The organism is Flavobacterium hibisci (assembly GCF_020026925.1).
Classification (GTDB): domain Bacteria; phylum Bacteroidota; class Bacteroidia; order Flavobacteriales; family Flavobacteriaceae; genus Flavobacterium; species Flavobacterium hibisci.
On the sequence record NZ_JAIQDW010000005.1, the window covers coordinates 217,670 to 244,306 of the forward strand.

The 26,637-nt window shown below is 35.9% G+C and carries 15 protein-coding genes; all 15 read right to left on the reverse strand.

All coding sequences use genetic code 11. The annotated features are described in order from the left end of the window. Window positions 1-8: 8 nt before the first annotated feature. The 15 genes from K8B81_RS07770 to K8B81_RS07840 all read right to left on the reverse strand — a co-directional run bounded on the left by K8B81_RS07770 (window position 9) and on the right by K8B81_RS07840 (window position 26,509). Complete coding sequence (locus K8B81_RS07770) at window positions 9-1,103, reverse strand: sialidase family protein (RefSeq protein ID WP_223680590.1); 1,095 nt, start codon at window positions 1,101-1,103, stop codon at window positions 9-11. A gap of 7 nt (window positions 1,104-1,110) precedes the next feature. Further along, window positions 1,111-2,796: a PNGase F N-terminal domain-containing protein gene (locus tag K8B81_RS07775; protein ID WP_223680592.1), complete on the reverse strand. Its 1,686-nt coding sequence runs from the start codon at window positions 2,794-2,796 to the stop codon at window positions 1,111-1,113. Window positions 2,797-2,934: 138 nt separating this feature from the next. After that, window positions 2,935-4,524 (reverse strand): SusD/RagB family nutrient-binding outer membrane lipoprotein, encoded by a 1,590-nt coding sequence (locus K8B81_RS07780; RefSeq protein WP_223680595.1) that lies wholly within the window; start codon window positions 4,522-4,524, stop codon window positions 2,935-2,937. Window positions 4,525-4,554: 30 nt separating this feature from the next. Further along, on the reverse strand, window positions 4,555-7,884 hold the full coding sequence (locus K8B81_RS07785) for a SusC/RagA family TonB-linked outer membrane protein (protein ID WP_223680597.1): 3,330 nt from the start codon (window positions 7,882-7,884) through the stop codon (window positions 4,555-4,557). 256 nt (window positions 7,885-8,140) lie between these two features. Beyond that, window positions 8,141-10,786 (reverse strand): glycoside hydrolase family 3 N-terminal domain-containing protein, encoded by a 2,646-nt coding sequence (locus K8B81_RS07790; protein WP_223680599.1) that lies wholly within the window; start codon window positions 10,784-10,786, stop codon window positions 8,141-8,143. A 29-nt stretch (window positions 10,787-10,815) separates the two neighbouring features. Beyond that, window positions 10,816-13,059: a GH92 family glycosyl hydrolase gene (locus tag K8B81_RS07795; protein WP_223680601.1), complete on the reverse strand. Its 2,244-nt coding sequence runs from the start codon at window positions 13,057-13,059 to the stop codon at window positions 10,816-10,818. Window positions 13,060-13,070: 11 nt separating this feature from the next. Then, a complete protein-coding gene (locus tag K8B81_RS07800) occupies window positions 13,071-14,549 on the reverse strand; it encodes an alpha-L-fucosidase (protein WP_223680603.1) in 1,479 nt (492 codons plus the stop codon). A gap of 55 nt (window positions 14,550-14,604) precedes the next feature. Then, window positions 14,605-16,455, reverse strand: coding sequence for a glycoside hydrolase family 35 protein (locus K8B81_RS07805; RefSeq protein ID WP_223680605.1), 1,851 nt, complete (start codon window positions 16,453-16,455; stop codon window positions 14,605-14,607). Between the two features lie 18 nt (window positions 16,456-16,473). Next, window positions 16,474-18,786 carry a beta-N-acetylhexosaminidase gene (locus K8B81_RS07810; RefSeq protein ID WP_223680607.1) on the reverse strand — a complete coding sequence of 771 codons (2,313 nt, stop codon included), beginning with the start codon at window positions 18,784-18,786 and terminating at the stop codon, window positions 16,474-16,476. 229 nt (window positions 18,787-19,015) lie between these two features. Then, a complete protein-coding gene (locus K8B81_RS07815) occupies window positions 19,016-20,044 on the reverse strand; it encodes an isoaspartyl peptidase/L-asparaginase family protein (RefSeq protein ID WP_223680609.1) in 1,029 nt (342 codons plus the stop codon). Window positions 20,045-20,075: 31 nt separating this feature from the next. Continuing rightward, window positions 20,076-21,155 (reverse strand): putative glycoside hydrolase, encoded by a 1,080-nt coding sequence (locus tag K8B81_RS07820; RefSeq protein ID WP_223680611.1) that lies wholly within the window; start codon window positions 21,153-21,155, stop codon window positions 20,076-20,078. Window positions 21,156-21,157: 2 nt separating this feature from the next. Further along, window positions 21,158-22,303 (reverse strand): glycoside hydrolase family 18 protein, encoded by a 1,146-nt coding sequence (locus tag K8B81_RS07825; protein ID WP_223680613.1) that lies wholly within the window; start codon window positions 22,301-22,303, stop codon window positions 21,158-21,160. 50 nt (window positions 22,304-22,353) lie between these two features. Next, window positions 22,354-23,421 carry a carbohydrate-binding family 9-like protein gene (locus K8B81_RS07830; RefSeq protein ID WP_223680615.1) on the reverse strand — a complete coding sequence of 356 codons (1,068 nt, stop codon included), beginning with the start codon at window positions 23,419-23,421 and terminating at the stop codon, window positions 22,354-22,356. Window positions 23,422-23,431: 10 nt separating this feature from the next. Beyond that, the gene (locus tag K8B81_RS07835; protein ID WP_223680617.1) at window positions 23,432-24,397 is read right to left on the reverse strand and encodes a glycoside hydrolase family 130 protein; all 966 of its coding nucleotides are present in this window, start codon (window positions 24,395-24,397) and stop codon (window positions 23,432-23,434) included. A 234-nt stretch (window positions 24,398-24,631) separates the two neighbouring features. Continuing rightward, window positions 24,632-26,509, reverse strand: coding sequence for a sodium:solute symporter family protein (locus tag K8B81_RS07840; protein WP_223680618.1), 1,878 nt, complete (start codon window positions 26,507-26,509; stop codon window positions 24,632-24,634). Window positions 26,510-26,637: the final 128 nt, after the last annotated feature.

Sequence of the window (26,637 nt, forward strand, 5' to 3'; positions counted from 1 at the left end):
AAAAGATTTTATTCATTAGTTAAAAACAAGACATTTTTTTCATTCTTTTTTTTCAAATCAAAAGTGGTGTGTTTAATAGATTTACGATTGTAAGTATATAAAATATGTATTTTTTTATCTGTAGTCTGTATAATGGCAGGATAACTAAATTCGCCTTCTTTTTGATTTTCTAAATCAAATAATTTGCTCCAGTGAATTCCATCTTTTGAATACTCTACATCCAGGACATTTCTTCCGTTAAACCAGTCTTTTCCCATCTTTAATGGATTATTGACTAATAAAAATGATGTATTGGATAAAGTTAGTGCATCTATTCCCGAATTCGAATTAACAACATTTATACTATCTGTTTTCTGCCAGGTTTTGCCATTATCTTCTGACCAGCTTGATATTAATTTATTGTGCCTGCTTCGTGATAAAATCTGAATCTTTTTAGCCGAATGAACTAAAAAAGTGGGCTGGATGATATCGAAATTTTTCTTGTCATTAATATCCGTTATTGTCCAGCTATCCGTTGCCTCCGTATAAGTTTCTATGAATACTCTCCATTTATTATCATTGATATTTTCGGTACTGCTTCCGCATAAAATAACCCCGGGAGTAGTTTCCAGAGGTTTGTTTCGAATTGGCCCTAATATTCTTTTTGAAAGATATTTTGCCTCGCTCCAGGTGTTTCCGTTATCTTTAGAAACTATCATGGCTCCAAACCATTCTCTTGGGTTCTTGCCGATTTTATAAAACAAATATAAATTTTGAGCCTTACTTTTAAATAAAACCGGATTCCAGCAAGGCAGGGTATCGCCATCTTTAATTAATGGCTCAATAATTTTTTTAGGCGCTGACCATTTTTTTTCTTTATAAGAAGAAATATAAATACTTACATCTTTTGCACCTTCATATTTTCCGCCAAACCAGGCAGCAAGAAGGATATTAGGTTCTATTTCAACCAATGTTGAAGCGTGGCTCATTGTTGTAACAGGATTTTCGGTAATGTAATTTTGAGTGATAGTAACGGCTTCCGGAATAGTTTGTAATGACCTGCAGGAAAAAGCTGTGAGAAGGAATAACAGTACTACACAATTAAATTTTAAAGGCATTTTCATTTCGCAATTAATTTTTCAATTCACCCACCAAAACACCAGAAACATTCCAATGGTTTGTGCTGGGGCCTTCATTTGGACCTTGTTCAATAACAACTTCTATTACATGATTGCCCTTAGGAAGCCTCAGCGGAATAACATAAGGAGGTGTTAATGTTCCCGGACACCAATTTGAACGGCTTAAATCACTGGAAGATAATCCATCAGGAAAGTTTCCTGAAGCAGGATTAGATAATCGATATGTTGCACAATCCGTTCGCCAGGGGATAACTTTAAAAACTTCCTGACCATCAACCAATATTTTATTCATTCTTGGTACAAACTCATCTCCATTTTCCCAGCCACCATGGCCTGTTGTGGTATACAAAAGTTGTAAGTTTTCTACCTGATCCTTAATTTCGAAATTTACTTTTAAAGTATCATTCGCAAAAAGACCTCCATAATTTTGACCCGACATTTCCATCGTATTTACTGTTGAAAATAAAGGAGCTACATACTTCTTTTTAGCGGGTTTGCCTTCTTTATTGTTCATCGATGGATAAACATCTAACTCAAGACTTATGGTATGCCCTCCGGCATCATAATTGCCAATAAAAACGCCAATCCAGATTTCATCTTCATCTGTGGGAATAAGAGATGTAACGTCTTCTTTATAAACGACCTCTTTTGCCCAGTTATAATTATTTATTTTTCGTTTGTCATTAAAATAATTAACTCCAAATGGTGTAAAAAACCTCATTATTTCAATTGCCGGCAAATAGCCATCTTCTTTTTTAATACCCTGATATTTGTTTTTTTGATTGTCTGTATAAATTGGTAATCTGTCTAATCCATTTAAATAGGCATCTAATAATGTAATTGTGTTTCCATTACTTTTTGGAATAATGAATACTGAACCAGTCCTGTCATACGCATCCCCATTAGACTTACAGGTCAATTTTGCAAAAATCGAACTGCTGTTTCTAAGTTCTGGAGTAATTTTTATCTTTTTCAAAACCACACTTCCTTTAGAAAAATGAAAAACCTTGTCTGTAATAAAATCTTTCTCATTTGGAATTACTGACTTAGGGTCATAATTTATGTTTTCATTTTCAAAAACATACAATTTAGTATATCGGGAGTTAATTAGGATTTCTTCAAACTCCGACTTATCTACCACTACTGTCTTATCATCATAACTAAGAAGTGGCTCATAATTTTTAACTTTAGTAATAGCATTGGCTGTCAAAGTCTGATTGCCATTGTAAACCATTTGCAGTACAAGTGCATTTTTATCAGGCAAATAATTACTATTAGGAGTTCCTTTTGCAGTAGTCTTTTCAGTAAACCAGACATCAATTCTATTTGAAAAATAAGAAAAAGATACATGCTTACAATTATATCCCAGTATCACACGGGTATCGTTTTCTTTTTTAGGAACAGGCAAGCTGTCATGTGGAGTTATTTTTTTGAAAACGGTATTTCCATTCTTAATGGTGCTAACATTATAATTGTTTTTTAAATCAATGTATTGCTGTATTTTATCAGTAGGTTTTGATAAAAAAACGATTTGATTGTGTAGATAGATTTCGGTATTCCCGTCTGTTTTTTTTCCATTTTCGAATTTATCATACGTAATTTTATATACCTCTGATTTTGTTTGTGAAAAGAGTACTAAAGAAAAAAACAACGATATGGCACTAAAAAATTTTATCATGTATGTAGAAATAATGTATTATCTGATTTTCGCCAAATTTAAACTGGATAAAACCTTAAAAACAGAGGCAAGAACAACATTCTCACCTCTGTTTAATAATTGTTACAGGTGCTTTAATTGCACATTATTATTGAAATTTTACTTTACATCCCAGAATATTTTGGTACTTAGATTATCATTTGCTTTAACAGCATTATAATTATCCGGATTGTAAACACTCTCCGAAGTTGGATATGTCCAACGTGTTGGAGGTGTTTTTCTGATACTGCTTGTTTCATCTTCACGGAATGGTAATGCCGGAAGTTTTAATCTTCTTTGTTCAGCCCAGGATTCATCAGCCTGCATGATGTTGTAATGAATGTACTTTTGAAAAGCAATTAGTTCCAATTGAGCTGCTGGTGTTGCAGCCCCGGCAAAATTTATAGTAGTGATGTAATCCTCAATTTCTGCCGATGTTGGCTCTACAGTTGGTTTCCATGTCAGGACATCCGCTTTATCTCCTAATCTTACATAATACTCTACAGATTGTCTGATGGCTTTTTCGAAATGAGTTTTTGCTGTTGCAGCGTTTCCATTTCTTGAATAGTATTCTGCAAGAATCAGGTTTATTTCTGGCGCATTTATTAATGTACCTGGTAACCATTTATTTCTGCTTAGAACGGAACGATTGTAAACAGCAATCTTACCATCAGTTATTAGTTGTGTCTGAGCACCGGATACCAATGTTGGATCTAGTCCTTCATAAGTAGGAGCCACTATCGTCACGTTGTTTACTACACGTGATCCCTTTTCAAACAACCAGGGTTTACGAGGATCATTATTGGCATTCATGTGATCAATCATTGGTTTTGGGGCAAGATTATTTAAATCATCTTCTAAAGCATTAATAAAACCTGAAGTATCTAAATCACCATCCTGAGTATAAACCCTAAAAGCAATATTTTCAGAATTTTCATCAACAATTTGTCCGTTTGCAATGATTTCAGCCATTTCAGTATTTGCTCTTGTTGCAAAAGCAGGAACTGCCGAAACTCTGTTCAACATTCTTAAACGTAAAGAATTGCAATAGTTTTTCCAGCTTACCAGGTTTCCTTTATTGATTAGATCCTGATTTTTGAAATCTAGTTCCACATCAGAAGACAAAGTGATAGAATTCAATTCAGCAGAAAAGGCTTTCAATTGATCCAACATCATAGTATATAGTTCGGTTTGATTATCATACTTAGCCAATGCAGCCGCATAATTAGTTCCAACAACACTAATAAAACCGGATTTAGAGAAAGGAATATCTCCAAAATTATCAATCATTTTTTGAGTATGATCGTATAAATAAATCGTTGAAGTAATTGTATAGATTCTGTTTTCAGTCTGTTTAGCAGCTGGCAAAGCAGCCATTACTTTTTCCAGTTCTCTATATTGCACAAGGAATTTATAAAAACGATCCCATCTATTAACTGATGCAGCTCCTGAAACATAGCGCCCGGATGAATTTATAAATCCATGTGCCTGAGTGTACGTAAGAGAAGTAGATTTTAGAACCGTATAATAATTCCAATAAGAAGGAATCACATCCTCATAATTAATTTTCATAAATCCGGCAAACTGTTTCGATACATTAGTTGTTTCAACCGTAGACGGATTTGAATACGCATCTGCAAAATCATCTTTTGAACAAGAGCTAAAAAAGACAGCTGCAGTTGTTAGCGATATATATAATAATTTTTTCATGTTATATTTTTTAAATTATGAAATATCAAATTAAAAAGAAGCTCTCAACATAACTCCAATGCTTCTCGTTGCCGGATTTGTTCCTGCATTGTTTATATTTTGAGACCATTTAGAACCTGCAGTAGTTGCTTCAGGGTCCATGTCCTTAATTGATCTGTAGATGAAGAATAAATTACGACCATAAGCAGAAAAATTAACTTTAGAAGCACCCATTTTACTGGCCCATGCAGTTGGCAGACTATAAGACAAGGATATCTCTCTCATTTTTATATAGTTGTTTTCCTGAATATACAACTCATAACGAGAGCTACTGTATTGAGGACCTCCCCAGTTATAAGTCATATTATAATAACCAGCCTGAGAGATTACATTTGTATTTGGTGCACCATCTGCTGTCACACCAGTCATCAACATACCATCACGATATAAGGTTTGACCGCTTGGTCCACTAGTAGCACTATTAGGAACCTGAACCCCCTTACCATTAGCATCAACAAAATAAGTCAGACCACCACGCTCATTAGTACTATAGTTCAAACTCTCCTCAGTTAACCCTCTAGAAGTCATCCAGTTAATACCTGTAGGCATCAAAGAACCTCCATAAGAATAATCAATATTAACATCTAAAGTGAAATTTTTATAAGTAAATGAGTTCAACAGACCTCCTACTCCCTGTGGCATAGCAGTACCATATTTTTCCCATTTATCCCCATCAATCATATAAAACCCATCAGAATCAACCATTTTATTACCATTAGCATCTGTCTTTACAGGATGTGCATAAATACCTCCCATAGGATCACCTACTACTGATTTTAATTGAGCTGCTGAACCATCATAGTCTGCATGCAATAATTCAGATGCGCCGTTAGCCAGTTTCACCACCTTGTTTACATTTTTCGCCCAGTTTAAAGTAACATCCCATGAAAAAGATGCCGTTTTTATTGGAGTACCGGTCAAAGAAATTTCAACTCCCTGATTACTCAATTCTCCAACATTCGCTAAAACTGATGATGCGCCTGTTGTTTGTGCCAATGTCAAATCTAGAATTTGATCCTTAACTTGTGCATTATAGTAAGAAACATCCAGTCCCAATCTTCTGTCAAAGAATTTGGTTTCAAAACCAAACTCATATTCATTTTTCATCTCAGGTTTTATTAGTTCATTACCATATTTATCCATAGAATTGGTAATCAGTACCGGAATTTGTGTACCCTGATTACCTAGTGTACTTTGATTATAAGCTACATTTGCTTTATATAACTCCGGGTAATTACCTACGATACCCCATGAAGCACGTAGTTTTGCATAACTGATTACTTCTGGTAATTTAACCGCTTCAGACAATACAAAAGATGAATTTACAGAAGGATATGTAAATGCATTATTATTAGGATTCATGGTTGAAGTACGATCTCTTCTTAATGTTCCTTCAAGAAACAAATAGTTTTTGTAACTACCGTTTATAGTTCCAAATACAGCGTCTTTTACAACTTTATATTTTGTATCCGTACTCTTTGCTATATTCACTGAAGCATTCATATCATACCAGCCTTCCACACTCAAACCACCATCTGTAAATCGTGCTAAAGTAGAGCCAGTTTCCCTTGTTGCTGTATAACCTGCCGAAGCACCGATTTCAAAAGCTTCATTAATTTTTTTGTTGTATGTCAGCATCACATCTCCATAAAGAATATTATAGTCTTTGGCATCCTTTTGATAAGAACCTGTACCAAATCCGTAAACCAAAGGCTTTTCAACCGGGTTTTTAGTCTCAACATTTACTGAAGTTAAATCTGTAGAAACACGACCACGTAATTTCAAATCCTGATTAATCGTATAGGTTTCAGTAACACTGGCAATCAAACGATTTGTAATTTCGTCTTGTTGATTGGCATCTGTATTCCAAAAATAATCAGCAACATCTGCCTTGAAGCCATTACGTATGATATTTTCCTCTGGAGTCAAACTTTGATTTGAACCCGTTACATATTTGTATCCTAAACTGGTTCTGTATTTAGCTTTATACCAATCACCATTATCAAACGGGCTTATCATACCAGTAAAGTTATTGATCAATCGATCCATACCAATAGCACGGTTATGAATATTTTGATTCATATAACTCACAATTACATCCGTTTTCAAATTTTCACCAGTTTTGAATGATGCATTCAGGTTAAGCGTATTCTTTTTATTCATGTTCCCCATACTGAGACCTTTCGATTCATTGTGGGTGTAAGAAAAACGAATACTACTATTATCTGTATTATTAGAAAGTGCAATGTTTGTTACGCCATCCCATGAATTTTGAAACATATTTTTATAGCCGTCTTTTTGAGCTGAATAAGGGCGGACAACTCCATCCCATGACATAATTGGCTGACCATCAAACCAAGGCCCAAAGTTATTAGTACTGGCTGAAACACCTCTTGTATCATTGATTCCATCATTATTTGTATCATAATGAGCGAAACCATCAGGTGCAAGGTATCCGGAAGAATAATTTGCATTTGTCCAGCCCGGACCTCTTTCATATTGAAATCTTGGCAAGTATGCAATTTGGTTTTGTGCGTAACTGGTACTGAAATCTACGCCAAGCCCTTTTTTGCCTTTACCGGATTTCGATGTAATCAATACCACCCCGTTTACAGCTTCAGAACCATACAATGCAGCTGCCGAAGCGCCTTTTAGAATAGAGATACTCTCAATATCTTCAGGATTTATATCTGCTAAACCATTGCTTCTAATTCGCTGATCTGCCCAATAATCATTATTTTTAGCCTCTCCATCGCGAATTGGAACACCATCCAAAACAATAAGCGGTTGGTTTTTCCCTGTGATAGAGTTGATACCACGAATCTGAATATTGATATTTCCGGCTCCTCCCGGAGTAGAAGTGATACGAACACCTGGTGCTTTACCATACAGAGCATTAGCCACAGTAGCCGAACCTGTCTTAACGAGTGCATCAGACTTAATCACACTAGTAGCATATCCTAAAGCCTTTTTCTCTTTAGACTGGCCAAGTGCTGTTACAACAACTTCTCCTAATTGTTCACTGCCTGCGCCTAAAACTACATTAACAGTAGTCAGCCCAGCTACAGAAACTTCTTTTGTAGCAGAACCTACGTAAGAAAATATCAAAATCGCTGATTGATTAGGAACAGTGATAGTATATTTCCCATCAAAATCTGACGATGTATTTGTTTTAGTTCCTTTAACATTCACATTTGCCCCTGGAATTGGCATCCCTTGAGAATCAGTGACTGTTCCTGTTACTGTAGCTGTTTGAGCCTGAAGATTTTGAACCCCGAACAGGAAAAACAAAAACAGTAATTTTAATACTTTTTGATTCATAGTTTAATTGTCTTTTGAGTTAATAACATGTTAAATTTATGAATCTGATTTGTTAACTAAATCATTATTTCGACAAATGACATCTTTGAAAAGGTGTTGGGCATTTTTTTGCCAAAAAAGTTCTATTTCACTATTAAAATCCTTACGTTTTACTATTCAGTATTTAATTAATCTTTGTGATTTATCAAATTCACAAAATTATTCTAAGCAAAACAACCAAAACATTAAATATTTTATTTTGACTTGCATTAAAGCATTACTCTATAACAGTAAAATTCAGCTTCTGTAATTCTATAGCATTTCCTCCCACCATCACTTCAAAATTTCCAGGTTCTACAACCCGTTTCATTTCTCTGTTACAAAGAGATAATTCATCTGGTGTAAGGGTAAATTCAACTGTTTTAGTTTCCCCTTTTTTGATGTTAAGTCTTTTGAATCCTTTTAATGTTTTTTCAGGTGTCGTTACAGAGCTATAGACATCGTTTATATACAATTGTACCACTTCATCACCGTCGCGATCTCCTGTGTTTTTAACATCAACAGAAACTTTCAACTCGCCATCTGCTTTTATCGACGAAGAGCTGATTTTAAGGTTTGAATATTCAAACTTCGTATAACTCAATCCGTAGCCAAATGTGTATAACGGATGCTCGCTCTCTGCTACATATCTGTGAATTGCAGATGGTTTTTGATTGTAATATATAGGTAACTGCCCAACTGATTTCGGAACTGTAATTGGTAATCTTCCTCCTGGGTTGTAATCTCCAAATAAAACATCAGCTACAGCTCTTCCTCCTAATTCTCCCGGAAACCAGCCTTCGATAACTGCCGGAATGTTTTCAGCAATCCAATTTGTAGAAAGCGGACGACCGTTTAACAACACACAAACTACTGGAGTTCCTGTTTTCTGAATGGCTTCAATTAATTCTTGCTGCATTCCGTGTAAATTCAAATCAGCAACATCTCGGTTTTCTTCCACCAATTCGTTTGATTCTCCTAAAACCACAATCGCAACATCGGCTTTTTTAGCGGCATCGATTGCCGGCTGCATGTTTACTTTTTCTAAGTTCCAACGCAAGTGCGCTCTGGCTCCCCAGCCTCCTTCCCACATTTCTATGCGGACTTTGTATTTTTTGCCTGCTTCAATATTTTTAGGAGTTGTAACAATACTTGTCGCTCCTTTTGTCCAGTTGTCGATAACCAATTGATCATCAACCCACATTCTAATTCCATCATCAGAACTTAAACCTAACCAGCCGTCAAATGATTTGTCTGATTGAATGTAACCTGTCCAGCGAATAGAGAAATCATCCACATTGACACCATCTCCAGGCGCCCAAGGCCAGTCAAATTCTAATTGGCTGTCGATACGCGTTAAAGCTGGAGTTCCTTCTAAATTTCTGTTATTGAAATATTCTCCTTTTAATCCGTTTTGAGATCCGTCTGAAGTAAATAAATATTTTGATGGAATAGCCTGACCTTTTACAATCAGCGGCACACCTTCTTCATAAACCACATTCGCTGTTTTTCCCACTAATTGCTCAACGCCTTCAAAAACGGTCACTCCAACACTATTTTTAGGAGCATAACCTCCCATTCTTGAAGCATTTGCATTTGGTCCGATAACGGCAATATTTTTAAGGTTTTTGCTTAATGGTAAAATGTTATTTTCATTTTTCAATAAAACCATTGATTTTTGAGCTGCTTCTAAAGCAACCGCCTGATTTTCTTTGGTATGAAAACGTTCTTTAATTAAGTTTTTATCGGTATATGGATTTTCAAATAAGCCCAATAAGAATTTCAAACGCAAAACGTCTCCCGCTGCACGATCAATATTTTCTTGAGTTAATTTTTTCTCATTAACCAATTCAATAATAGTATTCTGCCAGAATTCGTTTGAAAAATCATAAAACTGCATATCAACTCCTGCAGAAACCGCTTCTCTAATACTTTCTTTTGGAGAATCAGCAACTTTATGAGTCGTTTGAATGTATTTAATAGCGCCTAAGTCTGAAACCACAAGTCCTTTAAAACCCCATTCTTTTCGTAACACATCTGTTAATAACCAATGATTTGCAGCACAAGGAATTCCGTCTAACTCAGAATACGCACACATGGTTCCTAAAGCACCGCCTTTTCTGAAGGCTTTTTCGAATGAAGGCAAATGATCTTCACGGGCAGAACGTTCTCCCACTAAAATGGGCGAAGAATTTCCTCCCGCCTGCGGAATACCGTGAACTGCAAAGTGTTTAGGTTCTGCAATAATAGAACGATCTGATTTTAAATCGTCTCCCTGCAATCCTTTGATGAATGCCAAACCGATTTCACTGTTTAAGTAAGCGTCTTCTCCGAAAGTTTCAGCAACACGTCCCCATCTTGGTTCGCGTCCTAAATCTAAGTTTGGTCCAAAGCCAAAATGAACTCCGTGTGCTCTGGCTTCCATACCAATAACTTTTCCGACTTTGTCGATAACAGCTGTATCCCAGGTTGCTCCAAGTCCAATATTCATTGGGAATGCAGTACTTCCTTCGTCTAAATAGCCGTGAAGCATTTCACACATAATCAGCGCCGGAATTCCCCAGCGATTTCCTTTGATTACATTCGTTTGCAGATCATTAATCATTTTCGCTGAACGCGGATACAAATCATGAATCGCTCCAATTCCTAATTTCCCAATTTTTTCAGCCGATTTACCTTTAGCAAAATCTTCTTTTTCTTTAAAGAAATCTCCTCTGTACATATCCATCTGGCGTACTTTTTCTTCAAGTGTCATACGGCTTAACAAGTCTTTTACTCTGTCTTCAACAGGCGCTTTGGCATCCTGATACAGATACTTTTTCTGGGCGTGGCTTGGGTAAAAAAAACCTACAGCCATTACAAAAATAATGGCTGTTTTTTTCATTCTTAATTGTAACATAGTGCTGTGTGTGTTTAGTTTTGAATCACTTTAAGTTTTGTACCATTCACAAAATCATCGTGCGAAATAAAAAAGCTGTTCAGTGTTTTTCCGTTTAGCTCTATCGAATTGATTTTCCCATCATTATTGATTTGTCTTTCAATTACAATGCTTTCTTTTTTATAATACCTCGGATCTAATTTGATTGTTACTCTATGAAACATTGGCGCTGTAATCGTATAAATTGGATCTCCGGGAGAAATTGGGTAAATTCCCATCATCGAATATACCAGCCAGGCCGACATTGTTCCTGTATCATCATTTCCGGGTAACCCTTTTGGTTCATTTTTAAAATATTCTCTCACTAATTTTTTCACCATTTCCTGACTTTTCCATTCTTCTCCTTTTATATAATTGAATAAATAAGGATACGCAATATCCGGCTCGTTTGCCATATCAAATTGTTTGCTGTCAAAAACCTTTTGCAGCTGATCTGAAAAAGGCTTATCACCGCCCATAAGTTTGATTAATCCTCTAATATCATGCGGTACCATAAAAGCGTATTGCCATGCATTTCCTTCAATGAAACCAACATTTTCCTGAAAATTAGCTCCTGATTCAGGATCAAAAGGTTCATACCATTTTCCGTTAGCTGTTCTTGGCCGAAGTAATTTTAAATCCTTGTCATATAATTTCCTGTACGATAATGAACGTTTTGTAAAACGCTTATAATCTTCTTTTTCGCCTAAAGCTTTCGCTAAAAGTGAAATCGCATAATCTGAAGTATTGTATTCCAGCGTTGTAGAAACGGGACCGCGATAATTTGTTGATACATATCCTTTTTCGACATATTCTTTAAGTCCCGGACGCAGTGGATTATTTTCAATTTGATCAGCACCTTTTAGTATGGCATAGTAGGCTTTGTGAAAATCAAAATCCTGAATTCCTTTTAAACTGGCATCAACTATCACGATACTTGCGGGATCTCCTACCATGGTAAAAGTTTCAGTTGAATTTAATTCCCATTTTGGCAGCCAGCCGTTTTCATCATACATTTCCAACATACTTTTTATCATATCCGATTGTTGCTTAGGATAAACCAAAGATGTTAACGGATGCATATTTCGATAGGTATCCCACAATGAAAAAGTGGTATAACGAGTACCTTCTGTTTTTGCAATCTTGCTTCTTTTTATCACCGGATATTCTCCATTGACATCGTTTAAAGTATTTGGGTGAATTAAAGTGTGGTACAATGCCGTATAAAAAATCGTATTGTCGTCATTTGATCCTCCTTCAACCAAAATTTTTGAAAGTTCTTCATTCCATTCGTTGTAAGTATTTTTATAAACCGCTTCAAACGATTTGTTTCGGGTTTCTTTTTCTAAATTTTCTCTTGCATTTGCAATACTTACATACGAAATTCCAATTTTAACCTCAACGGTTTCCTGCTTATCAAATTTATACGTAAAATAAGTTCCAATACTATCACCAACAACCGTTTTGATGCTGTTATCCATCATTCTGGTTTTGCCGTTGTAGGTCATCCACTGCGCTTCTGTGCCATCATATTTTGAAGGCTTTTTCCAAACTCCGAATTTCTGTGCTGGTTTGGAAAATTTAGCTACAAAATAAACCGGGTAAGCATCTTCCGGGCTGTTGTAACAAAATGATCCAACAGAACGCATTCCCTCAATTTCTGTTGGGGAAACCACTTTTACCATTGCCCCTTCTTCATTGGTTAAACCTAAGCCAAGATTCAGTAAAATGTTTGATTGCCCTTTCGGGAAAGTAAATTTGCTTACGCCCACTCTTTTAGATGCTGTAAACTCTGCTTTTATATTGTATTTGTCAATATCAACACTGTAATACGCTGCTTTTGCCACTTCATTTTTATAAGTTGAACCGTATTTTAAATGATTGGTTTCTACTGCTCCCGTTGTTGGCATCAATATTAAAATGCCTAATTCAGGACAGCCAACACCGCTTATATTGACCTGACTGAATCCGGTTAAAAAAGTATTTTCGTTTACATACGGATTCGAAAGCCACTGACTGTCTTTTTCTAATTTATTTTGTTTCCCGGCAACATTAAACGGACTTACACTCGCCATTCCTCTTGGTGCAACTGGTCCAGGAAAAGTGGCTCCGTAGTTGGAAGTTCCAATAAACGGATTGACATAATCGGCAGGCTCCTGCGCAAAAATAAGGATGCTAAAAAACAGCATATACAAAATACATGCTGTTTTAGATATTGTTTTTTTTGATATTGAAAACATACTTTTATCTGTTAAATAGCTTCAATTTTTAAACTCCAGGCTTCTTTACATGGTAAATTATTTCTTAAGCTTTCCGGAATAACTACTTTAAATCCGTTTCCTTCTTTTGTCCATTTTAAAGAAGTTTTAGAACCTAACATCGTAATTTTTGTTCCTTTTTTTGGGCTGATAGATTTTACTGTAACTTCTACAGGAATTTTATTTTCTCCTTCTTTCGCTAAATAAAATGCGAATACATTCCCCGCTTTGTTTTGTGTAAAACAGATGTTTTCTTCCTTGTAAGGCTTAATTGGTTTGGTATTGTAAATTGCTGTACTGTTTACTTTCATCCAGTCTCCGTAAGCTTGTAATAAATCGTACGCCTCTTTATCCCATTCTCCTTCCGGACTTGGCGCAACGTTTAATAATAAGTTTCCACCTTTAGCCACAATATCAACTAACATGTGAATACCTTGTCTTCCAGTTATGTATTCAGCACCTGGAGAATAAGACCATCCACCGCCAGCTGGAATACAAGATTCCCATGGGTAAGGCAAAGTTTTAGCAGGAACACGTCCTTCCGGAGTTAAGTAGTTTTGGTTTTTACCGTGAACGGCTCTGTCCACAACGATTAATCCTGGTTGTTTCTGACGTGCTTTAATCACTAACTCGTCCATTTTTGGATCCTGATCTACAACTCTGTGTTTGATAAAACCGTTTTTAGCTTCGTTTTCTGTAAACTTCTCGTCGTAGTTTTCTTTTAAGTTTTGCTGATCTCTCTTTTTAACCCATCCTCCATCTAACCATAAGATGTCAACTTTTCCGTAATTCGTTAAAATTTCTAAGATTTGGTTGTGCGTGAAATCAACATATTTCTGCCATTTTTCTGGGTATAAAGACGGATCGTAATTTACGTTTCTGTCGAATGGAGGAAAGTATGGATCCCAGTAGTTTTCGTTATGCCAGTCTGGTTTAGAGAAATAAGCTCCGGTTGAGATACCTTCTCCTCTAAAAGAGTTGAAAATTTCTTTTAAAACGTCTGCTTTTGGGTTGGTATGGAAAGGAACATCTTTACTCGTAATTTTATAATCAGAATATTTTGTGTCGTACATATTAAATCCGTCATGGTGTTTTGTTGTAAAAACCATGTATTTTATTCCAGCATATTTAGCCGCTTTTGCCCATTTTGCCGGGTCAAATTTTACCGGATTAAAAGTCTTTCTTAAACCTTCATAATCGGCAATGTACTGATTGTAATTAGCAGGATTGCTCCCTTTTTTACGTTCGCACCATCCATAATCTTCCGGGCAGATAGACCAGGATTCCACAATTCCCCATTGGCTGTAAGTTCCCCAGTGCATAAGCAAACCAAATTTTTTACCCTGCCATTCGTCTAAGTTTTTCAATACCAACGGATCTGTTTCTGGCACGTATCTTTCGTCTTCGTAAATAGCCTGTGAAAACATATTTACCGAAAACAAAAGAGCGATTATGAATATTCCTTTTTTCATCTTTAATCTAAATTTATATTTATAGTTTTTGTGCTTTGTTTAATAAGTAGTTTTCTCAATTTAACTTTTCAAGTATCGGTTGATCTGTAAAAGTTAATTCTGTTTTACTATTTTCATTAAGCTGCTCGAATACAACAAAATTATTTTCACCTTTTTTCAGCCAACAACCCGGTACATAAAGCGTTTGCTGCGGTCCTACTTTCCAGTAACGTCCAAGATTGTGTCCGTTAACAAATACAATTCCTTTTCCCCAATTGGTCATATCCAGAAAAGTATCGGCTGGTTTGTCGATGTTTAGGGTAGATTCATAAATAACCGGTCGTCCAGATTTTACCGTTTCATTTTTAAGAACTGGAACTTCATTCATCGGCATTTTGTACATTTCCCATCCACCACTAATTTCAAATTCATTAATGAAAACTGGAGAAATAATTCCTTTCGTGTTATGTACTATTTCGGCTCCGTAATTAATGCGTCCCATATTTTCAACCAGAATTTCTAAAATACCATTAAAAGGAATAGTAACGGTCAAGTCATAATTTTTGAAAACTCTATTCAATTCACCCGCCTTAACTCCATTTACATAAACGGTAGCAAAGTCTCTTAATCCGGCAATTTTTAATTGACCTGAAATGGGCTGCGTAAATCGTTTACGATATAAAACATAACCATTTCCCTGACCTAATTTTTCAAATGTTAAGGGCTGGTCATTTACAACAGGTTTTTCTTTTTTTATCCAACTTAAAACATCCATACTAGATTTGACAGGCTGATTAGGATATTTTGTAACGGGTATTTTCTCTGGAATCTGTGCTAATTTCGTTTTAGAATACTTTTGCATTACATCACGTATAGCCATAAATTTTGGCGTTGCCCAGCCTGCTTCGCTAATAGGAGCATCATAATCATAGCTTGTAATATCTGGCTGAATATCCATTTCTTCATTATAATTTGCTCCAGAGGTAAATCCGAAATTAGTACCGCCGTGCACCATATAATAATTAAAAGAAACACCAGCATCAAGATACTTTTTAGTTTGGCTTGCAATCTCCTCCGATCCAATTTTAATAAATGGTTCTGCCCAATGATCCAGCCAGCCAGAATAAAACTCTGCGACCATATAAGGTCCTTGTCCTTTATGGAATTTATCAACCTGTTTCTTTAAATTCTCTATGTTTGATTCGCCATTTGCAGTCGGCAACACGCCTTCAACCGAACCACCTTCAAACAGCCAAGTACCATCAGAAGTAAAAAAAGGTTCTGGAAATCCCGTTTCTTTAAGCATATTATAAATTGCAGTTTTGTATGCTTTATGATCCTCAGCTTTAATATCTGTTCTTTGAGAAACGTATGAACCAAATTCATTTTCTGCCTGAACCATAATAATCGGTCCTCCCTGACTAGCAAAATATCCTTTTACCTCTGCATACAAATGTTCAAGATACGTTTTACAAGCTTCTAAAAATGCTTTGTTATTGGTACGAATTACTAAATCCGGATTATTTTGCAACCACCACGGATATCCTCCAAATTCCCATTCACCACATGCATACGGGCCTGGCCTAAGAATCACATACAATCCTTCACTTTTAGCAATACTTAAAAACGCTGCTAAATCTCTATTTTCTGTTTTAAAATCCCATACACCAGGTGCTGTTTCGTGATAATTCCAAAACACATAAGTGGCCACGGTATTCATTCCCATAGCTTTTAGCATTTGCAATCTATGTCGCCAATATTCTTTAGGAATACGTGCATAGTGCATTTCGCCCGAATGTATTTTAACAATTTTCCCGTCTTGCTGAAATTCTCCATTAGCTATAGAAAACCCTTTGGTCTGCGCTGTGCTCAAAAATGGCATCAACCCAATCAATAATATCGCGAGCTTAAATAGTATTTTATTCATTTCTTATTAACTAAATAATTAATCAATTAAAATTTCATCGACAAACAACCAAGAGCTTTCTCCTTTTGGACTTTTCTTTAAGTTGCCAGCAATTACTTTTACAAAGCGTGCATTTTGCTTTTGGAAATTGATTTTAAAACCTTTCAATTCCGGAACTGCATTTACTGCATAAGGACGAATAATTTTTCCAACTTGTCTGTATTTAAATCCGTCATCAGAAATCAGAATTTTAACTTCAATTGGAAAATTAACTCCTGCACCCTGGCTTTCTAAAACTCCAACTTTAACTTGTTCAATGGTTTCTATTTTTTCAAGATCTATAACCAATTCCATATCATTAACTAGCCAAGCCTGCCATTGTCCGTCGTGGAAATTTTTACTTCCTCTGATTGTATTCACCATTGTATTGGCATCTCCTTTATAACTCTGGTTGTAAGGTGTTAAATATTTAACTTTTTTAGCAAATCCTTTGTGGAAAACAATAGTATCTGTATAAGTTTTTCCGACTGGTTTATCATCTTGAAATAAAGAAGCTTTTAAAACTGTCGTTTCCTTGATTTCAATTGGAGCAACATATTTTTGAGCATGATGATCGATACTTTTATCTCCTAAAACATACCGAATGTCTGGATTTGGAAACTCATTTTTCAATTCTACTTTGATTTGTTTATTCCCTAAATCTGTTGTAGAAGAAGCGGTTACCAAATACGCACTTTTCGCATAATTGATTCCGATATAATCGTAACGTTTGAATAACGAAAATAATCTCGTTGTAAAATCATTCCAATTGCGTTTCTCCTTCGGACTCCATAAAGTTTCTGATAAAGCGGCCAATCTTGGAAAAATCATGTATTCAGAATCTTTTGGTAAAGACAAATGTTCTGCCCATAAATTGGCTTGTCCTCCTAAAACATGTGCTGCTTCCTGAGGTGTCATTGTCGCAACTACAGGATCAAATTTATACACTTCGCTTAACGGATTATACGCATCAAAAGCTAAAGGTTCTTCGTTTTGCGGACCTTGGTAAAAGTTGAAATAACAAGGAGATTCTGGAGTCATAATTACGTCATGACCTTGATCTGCTGCTTCAATGCCGCCTTTCATTCCTCTCCAGCTCATTACAGTTGCGTCTGGAGCTAAACCGCCTTCTAAAATTTCATCCCAGCCGATAACTTTTTTACCTTTTGAGTTGATGTATTTTTCCATACGTTTTACAAAATAGCTTTGCAATTCGTTTACATCTTTTAATTTCTCGTCTTTGATTCTTTTCTGGCAATGCGGACATTTTGCCCAATTGGTTTTCGTCGCTTCATCACCTCCAATATGAATATATTTTGAAGGGAAAATGGTGATGACTTCATCAATTACATTTTGCAAAAATTCAAAAGTTGATTCTTTTCCTGCACAATAAATATCCGTTATCGGCCATAGTCCACCTGATGGAACACCAATTTTTTGATCAAAACATGCTAGTTCAGGATACGATGCTATAGCACTGCTTACGTGAGCCGGCATTTCGATTTCTGGGATAATTTCGATTCCTTTTGAAGCGGCATATTTTACAATTTCTCTTAATTCATCTTGCGTAAAGAACCCGCCGTATGTTCCTTTTTGATCTGCTGTAACCGGAAGCCTTGCATTCCATGATAAGTTTTCCTGATCGACTCTCCACGCACCAACTTCTGTTAATTTTGGATATTTTTTAATTTCGATTCTCCAGCCCTGATCATCAACCAAATGCAAATGCAAAACATTCATTTTGTGCATGGCCAAACGATCGATTGTAGCGAGAATATAATTTTTATCGAAGAAATGACGTGATAAATCCAGCATTAAGCCTCTCCATTTGAAACGAGGTTCATCGTTAATTGTTAAACTTGGAATCTGCCATTTTGCAGAAGTAATTTCATATTTGCTTTCAATCGCTTCCGGAAGTAATTGTCTCACACTTTCTAAACCATACATAAAACCAACGTTTCCTTTAGCAGAAATCACAATATTCGTCGGATTTACATCTAAAACATACCCTTCATTTTTTAAATTCGGATCTGTTTTTAGCAAAATATAATTGGTTGCAGGAGCTTTAGCTGTCACTTCTGGTTTCCATCCTGCAGCTGTTTCAAATTTAGAAGCTAAAGCATTTGCAGCATCTTTTTGGAAATCGCCGTTTACAACAAACTTTGTATCTTTTGTAAATTCAAAAACACCTGTTTTAATAAAAGTCTGACTCGGTTTCGGAATAATACGAATATCACTTTCTGTGTAAACTTTCTGCGCATGAGCCGAGAAAACTGAAAGGGTTAGCGTTAATAGGAATAGTAATTTTTTCATTCTTTATTTTTTGGTTTGTCTTCTCAATTTCTTATTGAAAGAAGAAGAGAGGTAGTTTTTTTAGTTTAGTTTGTCATTTCGACGAAGGAGAAATCTCCGCGAGTAGCTCCTCATAGTAATTCGCCAATCTTTGTCGATCTAGCAACGGAGATTCCTCGTTCCTCGGAATGACAAACTTTATGAAAAAACTTTGTCAAAGCTTCAAAACTTTGACAAAGTCAGGTACTAACTATTTATCCCAAGACATTTTAAATTTCGCATCTTCCATTCTGTGTCCTTTTTGATCATCAGAAATGGCATAATTAAATCCAGATCGTAAGCTATAACCCGCATGTTCCCCATTTTTATTCAAAGCAATAAAACCAACCTGCAGGTATTCCATGTCTTTGTGATTTTTATGTTTGTTGTAAATACGTTCCGTGATTTCTTTACAGGCATCGTAAGGTGATTTCCCCTGACGCATTAATTCGACTACCATTGCACTTCCCGCTGTTCTGATTACAGCTTCTCCTAAACCGGTTGCTGCTGCAGCCCCTACTTCGTTGTCCAGGAAAAGACCGGCTCCGATAATTGGAGAATCTCCAACACGTCCGTGCATTTTCCAGGCGGCACCACTTGTAGTACAGCCACCAGCAAGATTACCTTCCTGGTCTAACATTAGCATGCTTATCGTATCGTGGTTTTCTATATTTATAACCGGTTTGTATTTAGAATCTTCCAGCCATTTTTTCCAGTCTTTTTCAGATTCGGGAGTCAGCAAATTTTCTTCTTTAAATCCTTCTGACAAAGCAAATTGTAATGCGCCTTGTCCCGCTAACATAACGTGAGGCGTATTTTGCAATACTCTTTTTGCAACAGAAATTGGGTGTTTAATTCCCTGCAGAAAACATACCGAACCACAATTACTGTTATGATCCATAATACAGGCATCCAACGTTACTTTTCCTTCGCGGTCCGGATATCCTCCGTAACCCACACTACGAACAGTCGGGTCAGCTTCTGGTATTTTAAGACCTGCTTCAAGTGCGTCTAAAGCTGATTTTCCGGCTTTCATTTGTTTCCAGGTTTCCTGATTGGCTGGCAAACCATGATTCCATGTTGAAATCACAACTGGCTTTTTTACCCTTTTTGAAGGAAATTCCAGTATTTCTTCTGTCTCCTCTTCGTGATTTTTTGCAAATCCTCTAAATCCTAAAACAGAACTTATAGCTAATGTGCCTAAGGTTGCTTTTTTTATAAAATTTCTTCTGTTTGACATGGTCTTTTACTTTTAAATGAAAACTTCAGAATTATTTTAAACCTGCTTTTGTTTCTTTAATGGTTTTTAAATTACGTTCAGATAAAGCATTTCCGTCGAAGAAAGTAACTCCAATTGCTCCGTTTTCTTTTGCCAGTAAAATAGCTTCTTTAAGTTCCTCATCATTTTTCAATCCCGGAATATAAATTCCTGTATTGATTTTCGTTTTCTTGTCTTGTAAATCAGCAACTCCCTGTTTTGTAGCATAACCTACCCAGTCAATTTCTTCATCATAAAAACTGTGGTAAATCATGGGATATACCTCATCAATATTCCATTTGTCCCAGCGCTGGCGTACCATATGATCTGCCATTTCAGGATAAGGAAAAACAGCTGCAGTTAATTGTTTGTTGTGTTTGTGTGCAATTTTATACGCATCGTCAACAACAGCTTTAATCGCATTTAGCCTGAAGTTTTTCCATTCCATATCGATCGAAGTGTTGTGACTTCCTTTTGGATTTTTATGATGTATCTTCCCGAATGCTTTTACACATTCATCACAATAGCAAAAATCGAATTGCGGTAATTCTACATCCTGAACCAGATTATATTTTGGCAATAAACTGATTGGCAAAAAGATGTCCGGGAAACGAATATAATCTAAGTGTACGCTTTCGATTCCGTCAACTTTGGCCAGTTCTTCCACTAAATGTAAAACATGATTTCTTGATTCTTTTCTGGTTGGACAAAGCCATTGGTAATAATCCACATAAGGGCGATTATCAAAACACGATTTTCCTTCTTTGCTAACCTGATACCAGTCCGGATGCTGTAATGCAACTGAATCTCCGGGTCTGTTCATCGCCATGATCCAGGCGTGAACTTTCAGGCCTTCTTTTGCAGCTAAAGGCGCTATTCGTTTTAAAAGTTTTGGATCTGTTCCTGTATTTATCAATACTTCGTCGATTCCTCCGTCTTTGTATTTTTTAAATTCTTTTGTATAGTCCGCATCAGATTTTTTAGCATCTGCAGAAGTCCAGACTCCAAATTTAAAAGTAGTTTGTTCTTCTTTTTTGCCACATGAAAGAACACTAAGTGCCAGTAAAAAAAATAATAGTTTTGTTAGTTTCATACTTAATTGCTTTGTTTTATTTGACCTGCACTTTGGTACAATTTGTTTAATAACTCCTGGTTATTGTCTAAACTATATTCCCAAAACATAGCCCCGCCTAATTTTTTCTTTTTGATAAAAGCTGTCTTTAAAGCAATTTCTTTTGGAGTTTCATAAGAAATAAAAATATTGTCCTGAGCATTCCATAAATAAGATGCTTTTGCAGAGTCATCATATAATTCCTGAAATTTTCCTGATTTTATTTCCGCAGCAATTTCCCAGGATGCGACAATAGTACTTCCCGTTAAGGCTGACTGGTATAAACCATTATTTACAGGTGTTACTTTTTCCCATTTTCTTCCGTAAAAAGGAATTCCTAAAATAAGCTTTTTGGCAGGCACACCTTCCTTTAAGAATTTATCTACAGACTCACTAATACTGTTTCCTCCAAATTTTTCTTCTTTTGATGGAAATAAATTAGCGTGATGTCCTGTTTGATAAAACCAACCGTTATAAAAATCGTAGCACATTAGATTTATAAAATCAAGATATTGATGTGCTTTTTTTAAATCAGTATGGTTGATATATTCCTGATCTGTTGCTGCTGCAATTGTAAGTAAATAATGCTTATTATCTACCTGGGTTTCAATTTCTAATTGTTTACGCAATTCGCCTAACAGCAACGTAAAATTTTCTTTGTCTGAAGGTCTGAAAACATTATCCTCTGCACGTTGTCCGGGAAACTCCCAGTCGATATCAATTCCGTCAAAACCATGAGTTTTCATTACTATAACAGCACTTTTAGCAAATTTTTCTCTTGATTGAGCATAAGCCGCTATATTTGAAAACTGATCTGACCAAACCCAGCCGCCAATAGAATACAATATTTTTAAACCCGGATTTTGCTTTTTAAGTGCCATTACGCTTTCTATTTTCGTTTTATCTGTAGCCAGCTCAAACTGAACATTTCCATCAACAATATTAGCAAAGGCATAATTAAGATGAGTCAGCTTGCCCGCATCAACTTTAGCCGGATCAAAATTCTCATAGCCGGCAACATATCCAATTATTTTAAAATCCTCTTTGGATTGATTTTGTTTTCTTTCTAATGAAGAACAAGCAAAAAACGCACTGATAATCAGGACTAAAAAAACGGATTTAATTGCCATATTATATTCTCTAAAATGAATCATTACAGATAAATTGTCTAAATTGTTTTTTACTTTAAAAACTGACCATCTTCTTTTATGGTAAAAGTTTGATTTGAAAAAGGGCTTTTTATCAAAATATTATATCCCGAAGCATGATTTTCTAAGATAGGTTTTAAAATTTTACCATCGACTTTGATCGTTTCTTTCGTTAAATCCGTTAATGATTTTGCCCAGACTTTATTGTTTTGATAATATTCTTTTTGAGCACGATATAAATTGTAGAGCTCCCATTTTACTTTTTCGTCCTGCGGAATCGTAAAAGTGTCTTTTTCTTCCTTCGAAGAAAAATAAACATATCCCCATTTTTCGGGTTCATGCATATTGATTACGCCCATTGGTGACCAAACCCAGTTGTACTCCGGAAGAAATTTTCCGTCAGCGTCTTTTTTGCGTTCGTATTTACCTTCAACAACTGTATGCTGCCAGTTTACCCTTGAGAAATTAACTCTCCAGAATTGATCTGCCGGCACATTATTTTCGTTGTAAGATTTTTTATAAGATGCCCATGGAATTGCCATTTCTAAAACCCAGCCTTCATCAGTATCGTTTGGGTTATTAAGCGTTCCGTTGATTTTTACCGCTGATTTCAGACCCGGAATATTCCAGTCGTTTAAAACAACATTATCATTTTCTCTGTAAGGTTTTGACAAAAACAAATCCCAGGCTGTATTTAAAGCATTAATTTCTAATTCATAATAATTAAACGTGTCGCCGTCGGGATCAATAAAAACTTCAAAATCGTTGTTGTAAAAAATAATGGTATCACGTTGTTTTAAATTTGCCCAGACATGCGGGTCCTCAATTTTTGCTAAAATATAAAAATTGGTTTCATCCCAGAGCATTTTAACTTTTGTTGCATATTTTGGTTTAATATTGTTTTCGATATCTTCAAAAAGAGCTGTCCAGTCTGCATTTTCCCAAGCCGGATCTGATTCGTCTCCGTCAATCACAATTGGTTTTGTAATTTTATTCGCTGTATAGGTTTTAGGCACAATAGTATTTTTCTTCGATTGTGAAAACACAGCAATCGAAGAAAAAACTAAAACAATTGTTAACCATTGATTTTTTAAAAACATGCTTATTTTTTTATAGACTATTATCTTTTGTAAACTGAATCACTTCACTCAGTTTTCCGAAAGCTATTGCTACTGCCGTATCGGCTGCACCATAATAAACGGCTAATTTATCTTCTTTAGTGTCATGCAAAGCTGCACATGGAAAAACCACATTGGGTACATCTCCAACCATTTCATAAAGTTCTGCCGGGCCTAACAAATAAGGCTGTGTTCTGTATTTTACTTTATCGGGTGAATCTACATCTAAAAGTGCTGATCCCATGGCGTAACGGAAACCGTTGCAGGTATTGATAACGCCGTGATAAATCATTAACCAGCCTTCGTTAGTTAAAATAGGTATTGGCCCTGCCCCAACCTTAGTGCATTGCCATGCACTGTCTTCAAAAGGAGTTGGTTTCATAACTAATCTGTGTTCTCCCCAATATTTCATATCCGGGCTGTAACTGATCCAGATATCTCCAAAAGGCGTATGTCCGTTATCACTCGGACGACTTAACATGGCATATTTTCCGTTTATTTTTTGTGGAAATAAAACACCGTTTCTGTTGAAAGGTAAAAAGGCATTTTCGCACTGAAAAAATTCTTTGAAATCAAACGTATAGCCAATTCCGATTGTTGGTCCGTTGTATCCATTACACCATGTAATCCAGTAACGATCTTCGATCCAAACCACACGAGGATCGTATTTATAAGCAGATTCGATCATTTCGGTATTTCCGGATTTCATCTCAATTGGTTCATGGTTGATATCCCAATCGATTCCGTTTTTACTAAATCCGGCAAAAATATTCATTTGAACCGCTTTATTATCACATCTGAAAACACCTGCAAATCCGTCGCCAAAAGGAACAACGGCACTATTAAAAATACTGTTTGATGATGGTATAGCGTATCTGTCAATAATTGGATTTTCAGAATATCTCCACATTACGTCATTGCTGTTTTCAGGTCTGTCCTGCCAGGGAATTGTGCTCATGCTCTCTTTCTTTATTATTATATTTTTTGTTTACTTTTTTTGAGAAGCTCGAAACTCCACACAATGTTGTCATTCCGAGGAACGAGGAATCTCCGCGAGAAACTCTACAAACGTTGAAAAATTCCTGTGAGGAGCTTCTTGCGGAGATCCTTCCTTCGTCAGGATGACAAACTGTGGTTTAACTTTGACGAACTTTTATGTTTAATTTTCTAACTGACTTAATTATCCAATTTTCTATTCTTCTATTTTTCTAACTTTATCCAACCATGTAAATTTCAATATTGTTGTTGTCACTAAAAACACAACCAATGCCGTAATTGCTTTTGGATAATCCCTGATGATGAAGAATATCGGAAGCAGGATCATACTTGACTGCCACACAATTCCGATGGCACAGTTCATCATATCCAGCCAGAAATCATTGTTTTTTTCGAAAGACTGATTTTCGGCTTTTAATTGCTTATAAACCGGATTCCAAAATCCCCAAGGTCTTACGTTGGAATAAAAAGATTTTAAAACTTCCATTTCGGTCGGCTGACTTAAATATGTTCCTAAAAGACATCCTAAAATTGAAAATCCGAATATTAACGGGAAAAGGTAAATGGCCTGAACTTGCGCTAAATCGTATAAGAAAGAACCTTCGGTTAAACTTCCTTTAGCCTGACCTAAAGCAAATTGTAAAGAAGCTACAATCAAGCCGGCAAACATTCCCCAGAAATAACCCCAACCGTTAAATCGCCACCAAATCCATTTTAGGAAATTCGCTGCTACGTAACCTCCATACAATGCACTTGTAATCCACAGCGTTAAAGAGTTGATAGAATCTGCAAAGAATCCCATGAAAACACCTAAACCCACAACAAGGAAAGACGAAATCTGGCTTACTTTAATATAATGTGCATTTGAAGCTACTGGTTTGAAATATTTTTTATAAATATCATTTACAATGTAAGCTGGTCCAGCGTTTACGAATGCTGAGAATCCCGACATAAAAGCGGCTAATAAACCGGCTAAAAGAATTCCTTTAATTCCAACGGGAATGTATAAATTGACCACTTTGGGCATTAATAATTCCAGGTCAGCTCCTGTTAATCCTGTGTTTGCGTTTAATTCTGGTGCTAAGTTTACTAATGCAATTACCACGATTCCGGTAATTAATAAATATCTCGGAATGAACAAAATCAGGTTGGTAAAACCACTCATATAAGCTGCCTCTTTTACCGATTTGGTCGAAAGAACCCTTTGTAAATCATAACTTGGCGTTGGACCAGCCACACTTGCAAAGAATCCTTTGAATAAGGTCATTCCGATGAAAGCACCAAACATTTTGTAACCTTCTGAATCAATTAAATTATTGAATGTCTGAAATTTATCTGTCCATTGAGTTTCAAACTGCCATCCAAAGAAAACATTCTTCCACTCTTCTGTAATAATCGCATTAATCTGAATATCCGTATAATTAATGAATGCATAACCTGCAATTAAAGCTCCGGCTGTGATCATAATTAAATATTGTACAACTTCTGTTGCAACTACAGAAAACATTCCGCCCTTTACGGTGTAAATGGTTGTTAGAAAAATAATTAATAAGGCATAAGAACGCTCTGATGTTAGTAAAATCATATCTCCGTAATGGAGCGTTAAATCCCAGGGAAGAATAATGGTTACAAATTTTCCGATTCCTTCGAAGAAATAGGCGATAAAACCAATGGTCGAAATGATTGCAAAAATAGCCACGATAATATGAGATGCTTTTCCGGCTTTGTCGCTTCCAAAACGGGTTAAAATCCATTCAGAACCCGTCATTACTTTTGATCTTCTAATCCAGACCGCAAGGAACATCATCACGAAAATCTGGTTCCAAATCGGCCAAAGCCACATGAACATAAAACTTTTTACTCCGTACAGAAATAAAACCCCAATCATCCAGGAAGTTCCTGAAACATCAAACATTCCTGATCCGTTGCTAAGACCTAAAAAATACCATTTGATTGTTTTTCCGCCAAGGAAATAATCATCGAGTCCTTTTGATGCTTTTCTTGAAATCCAGATTCCTATTCCGACAGAGAGGAGAATATAAGCTACGATAATTGATACGTCAATGATATCCATTAATTTTTATTGTTAATTAGTTTAGTTCTTTTTTTAGTTATTAGTCTTTAGTCTTTAGTCCTTAGTTTTTTAGCTTATGGTTTTGTTGGTTGTTTTTTATATTTCTTTTGATAACTGATTACTACAAA

Excerpts from the sequence above, each read along its gene's own strand:
- K8B81_RS07840 (WP_223680618.1), bottom strand. The coding sequence starts at position 26,509 with ATGGATATCATTGACGTATCAATTATCGTAGCTTATATTCTCCTCTCT.
- K8B81_RS07780 (WP_223680595.1), bottom strand. The coding sequence starts at position 4,524 with ATGAAAAAATTATTATATATATCGCTAACAACTGCAGCTGTCTTTTTT.
- K8B81_RS07770 (WP_223680590.1), bottom strand. The coding sequence starts at position 1,103 with ATGAAAATGCCTTTAAAATTTAATTGTGTAGTACTGTTATTCCTTCTC.
- K8B81_RS07805 (WP_223680605.1), bottom strand. The coding sequence starts at position 16,455 with ATGAATAAAATACTATTTAAGCTCGCGATATTATTGATTGGGTTGATG.
- K8B81_RS07825 (WP_223680613.1), bottom strand. The coding sequence starts at position 22,303 with ATGGCAATTAAATCCGTTTTTTTAGTCCTGATTATCAGTGCGTTTTTT.
- K8B81_RS07835 (WP_223680617.1), bottom strand. The coding sequence starts at position 24,397 with ATGAGCACAATTCCCTGGCAGGACAGACCTGAAAACAGCAATGACGTA.
- K8B81_RS07815 (WP_223680609.1), bottom strand. The coding sequence starts at position 20,044 with ATGTCAAACAGAAGAAATTTTATAAAAAAAGCAACCTTAGGCACATTA.
- K8B81_RS07795 (WP_223680601.1), bottom strand. The coding sequence starts at position 13,059 with ATGTTTTCAATATCAAAAAAAACAATATCTAAAACAGCATGTATTTTG.
- K8B81_RS07810 (WP_223680607.1), bottom strand. The coding sequence starts at position 18,786 with ATGAAAAAATTACTATTCCTATTAACGCTAACCCTTTCAGTTTTCTCG.
- K8B81_RS07775 (WP_223680592.1), bottom strand. The coding sequence starts at position 2,796 with ATGATAAAATTTTTTAGTGCCATATCGTTGTTTTTTTCTTTAGTACTC.
- K8B81_RS07785 (WP_223680597.1), bottom strand. The coding sequence starts at position 7,884 with ATGAATCAAAAAGTATTAAAATTACTGTTTTTGTTTTTCCTGTTCGGG.
- K8B81_RS07790 (WP_223680599.1), bottom strand. The coding sequence starts at position 10,786 with ATGAAAAAAACAGCCATTATTTTTGTAATGGCTGTAGGTTTTTTTTAC.
- K8B81_RS07820 (WP_223680611.1), bottom strand. The coding sequence starts at position 21,155 with ATGAAACTAACAAAACTATTATTTTTTTTACTGGCACTTAGTGTTCTT.
- K8B81_RS07800 (WP_223680603.1), bottom strand. The coding sequence starts at position 14,549 with ATGAAAAAAGGAATATTCATAATCGCTCTTTTGTTTTCGGTAAATATG.
- K8B81_RS07830 (WP_223680615.1), bottom strand. The coding sequence starts at position 23,421 with ATGTTTTTAAAAAATCAATGGTTAACAATTGTTTTAGTTTTTTCTTCG.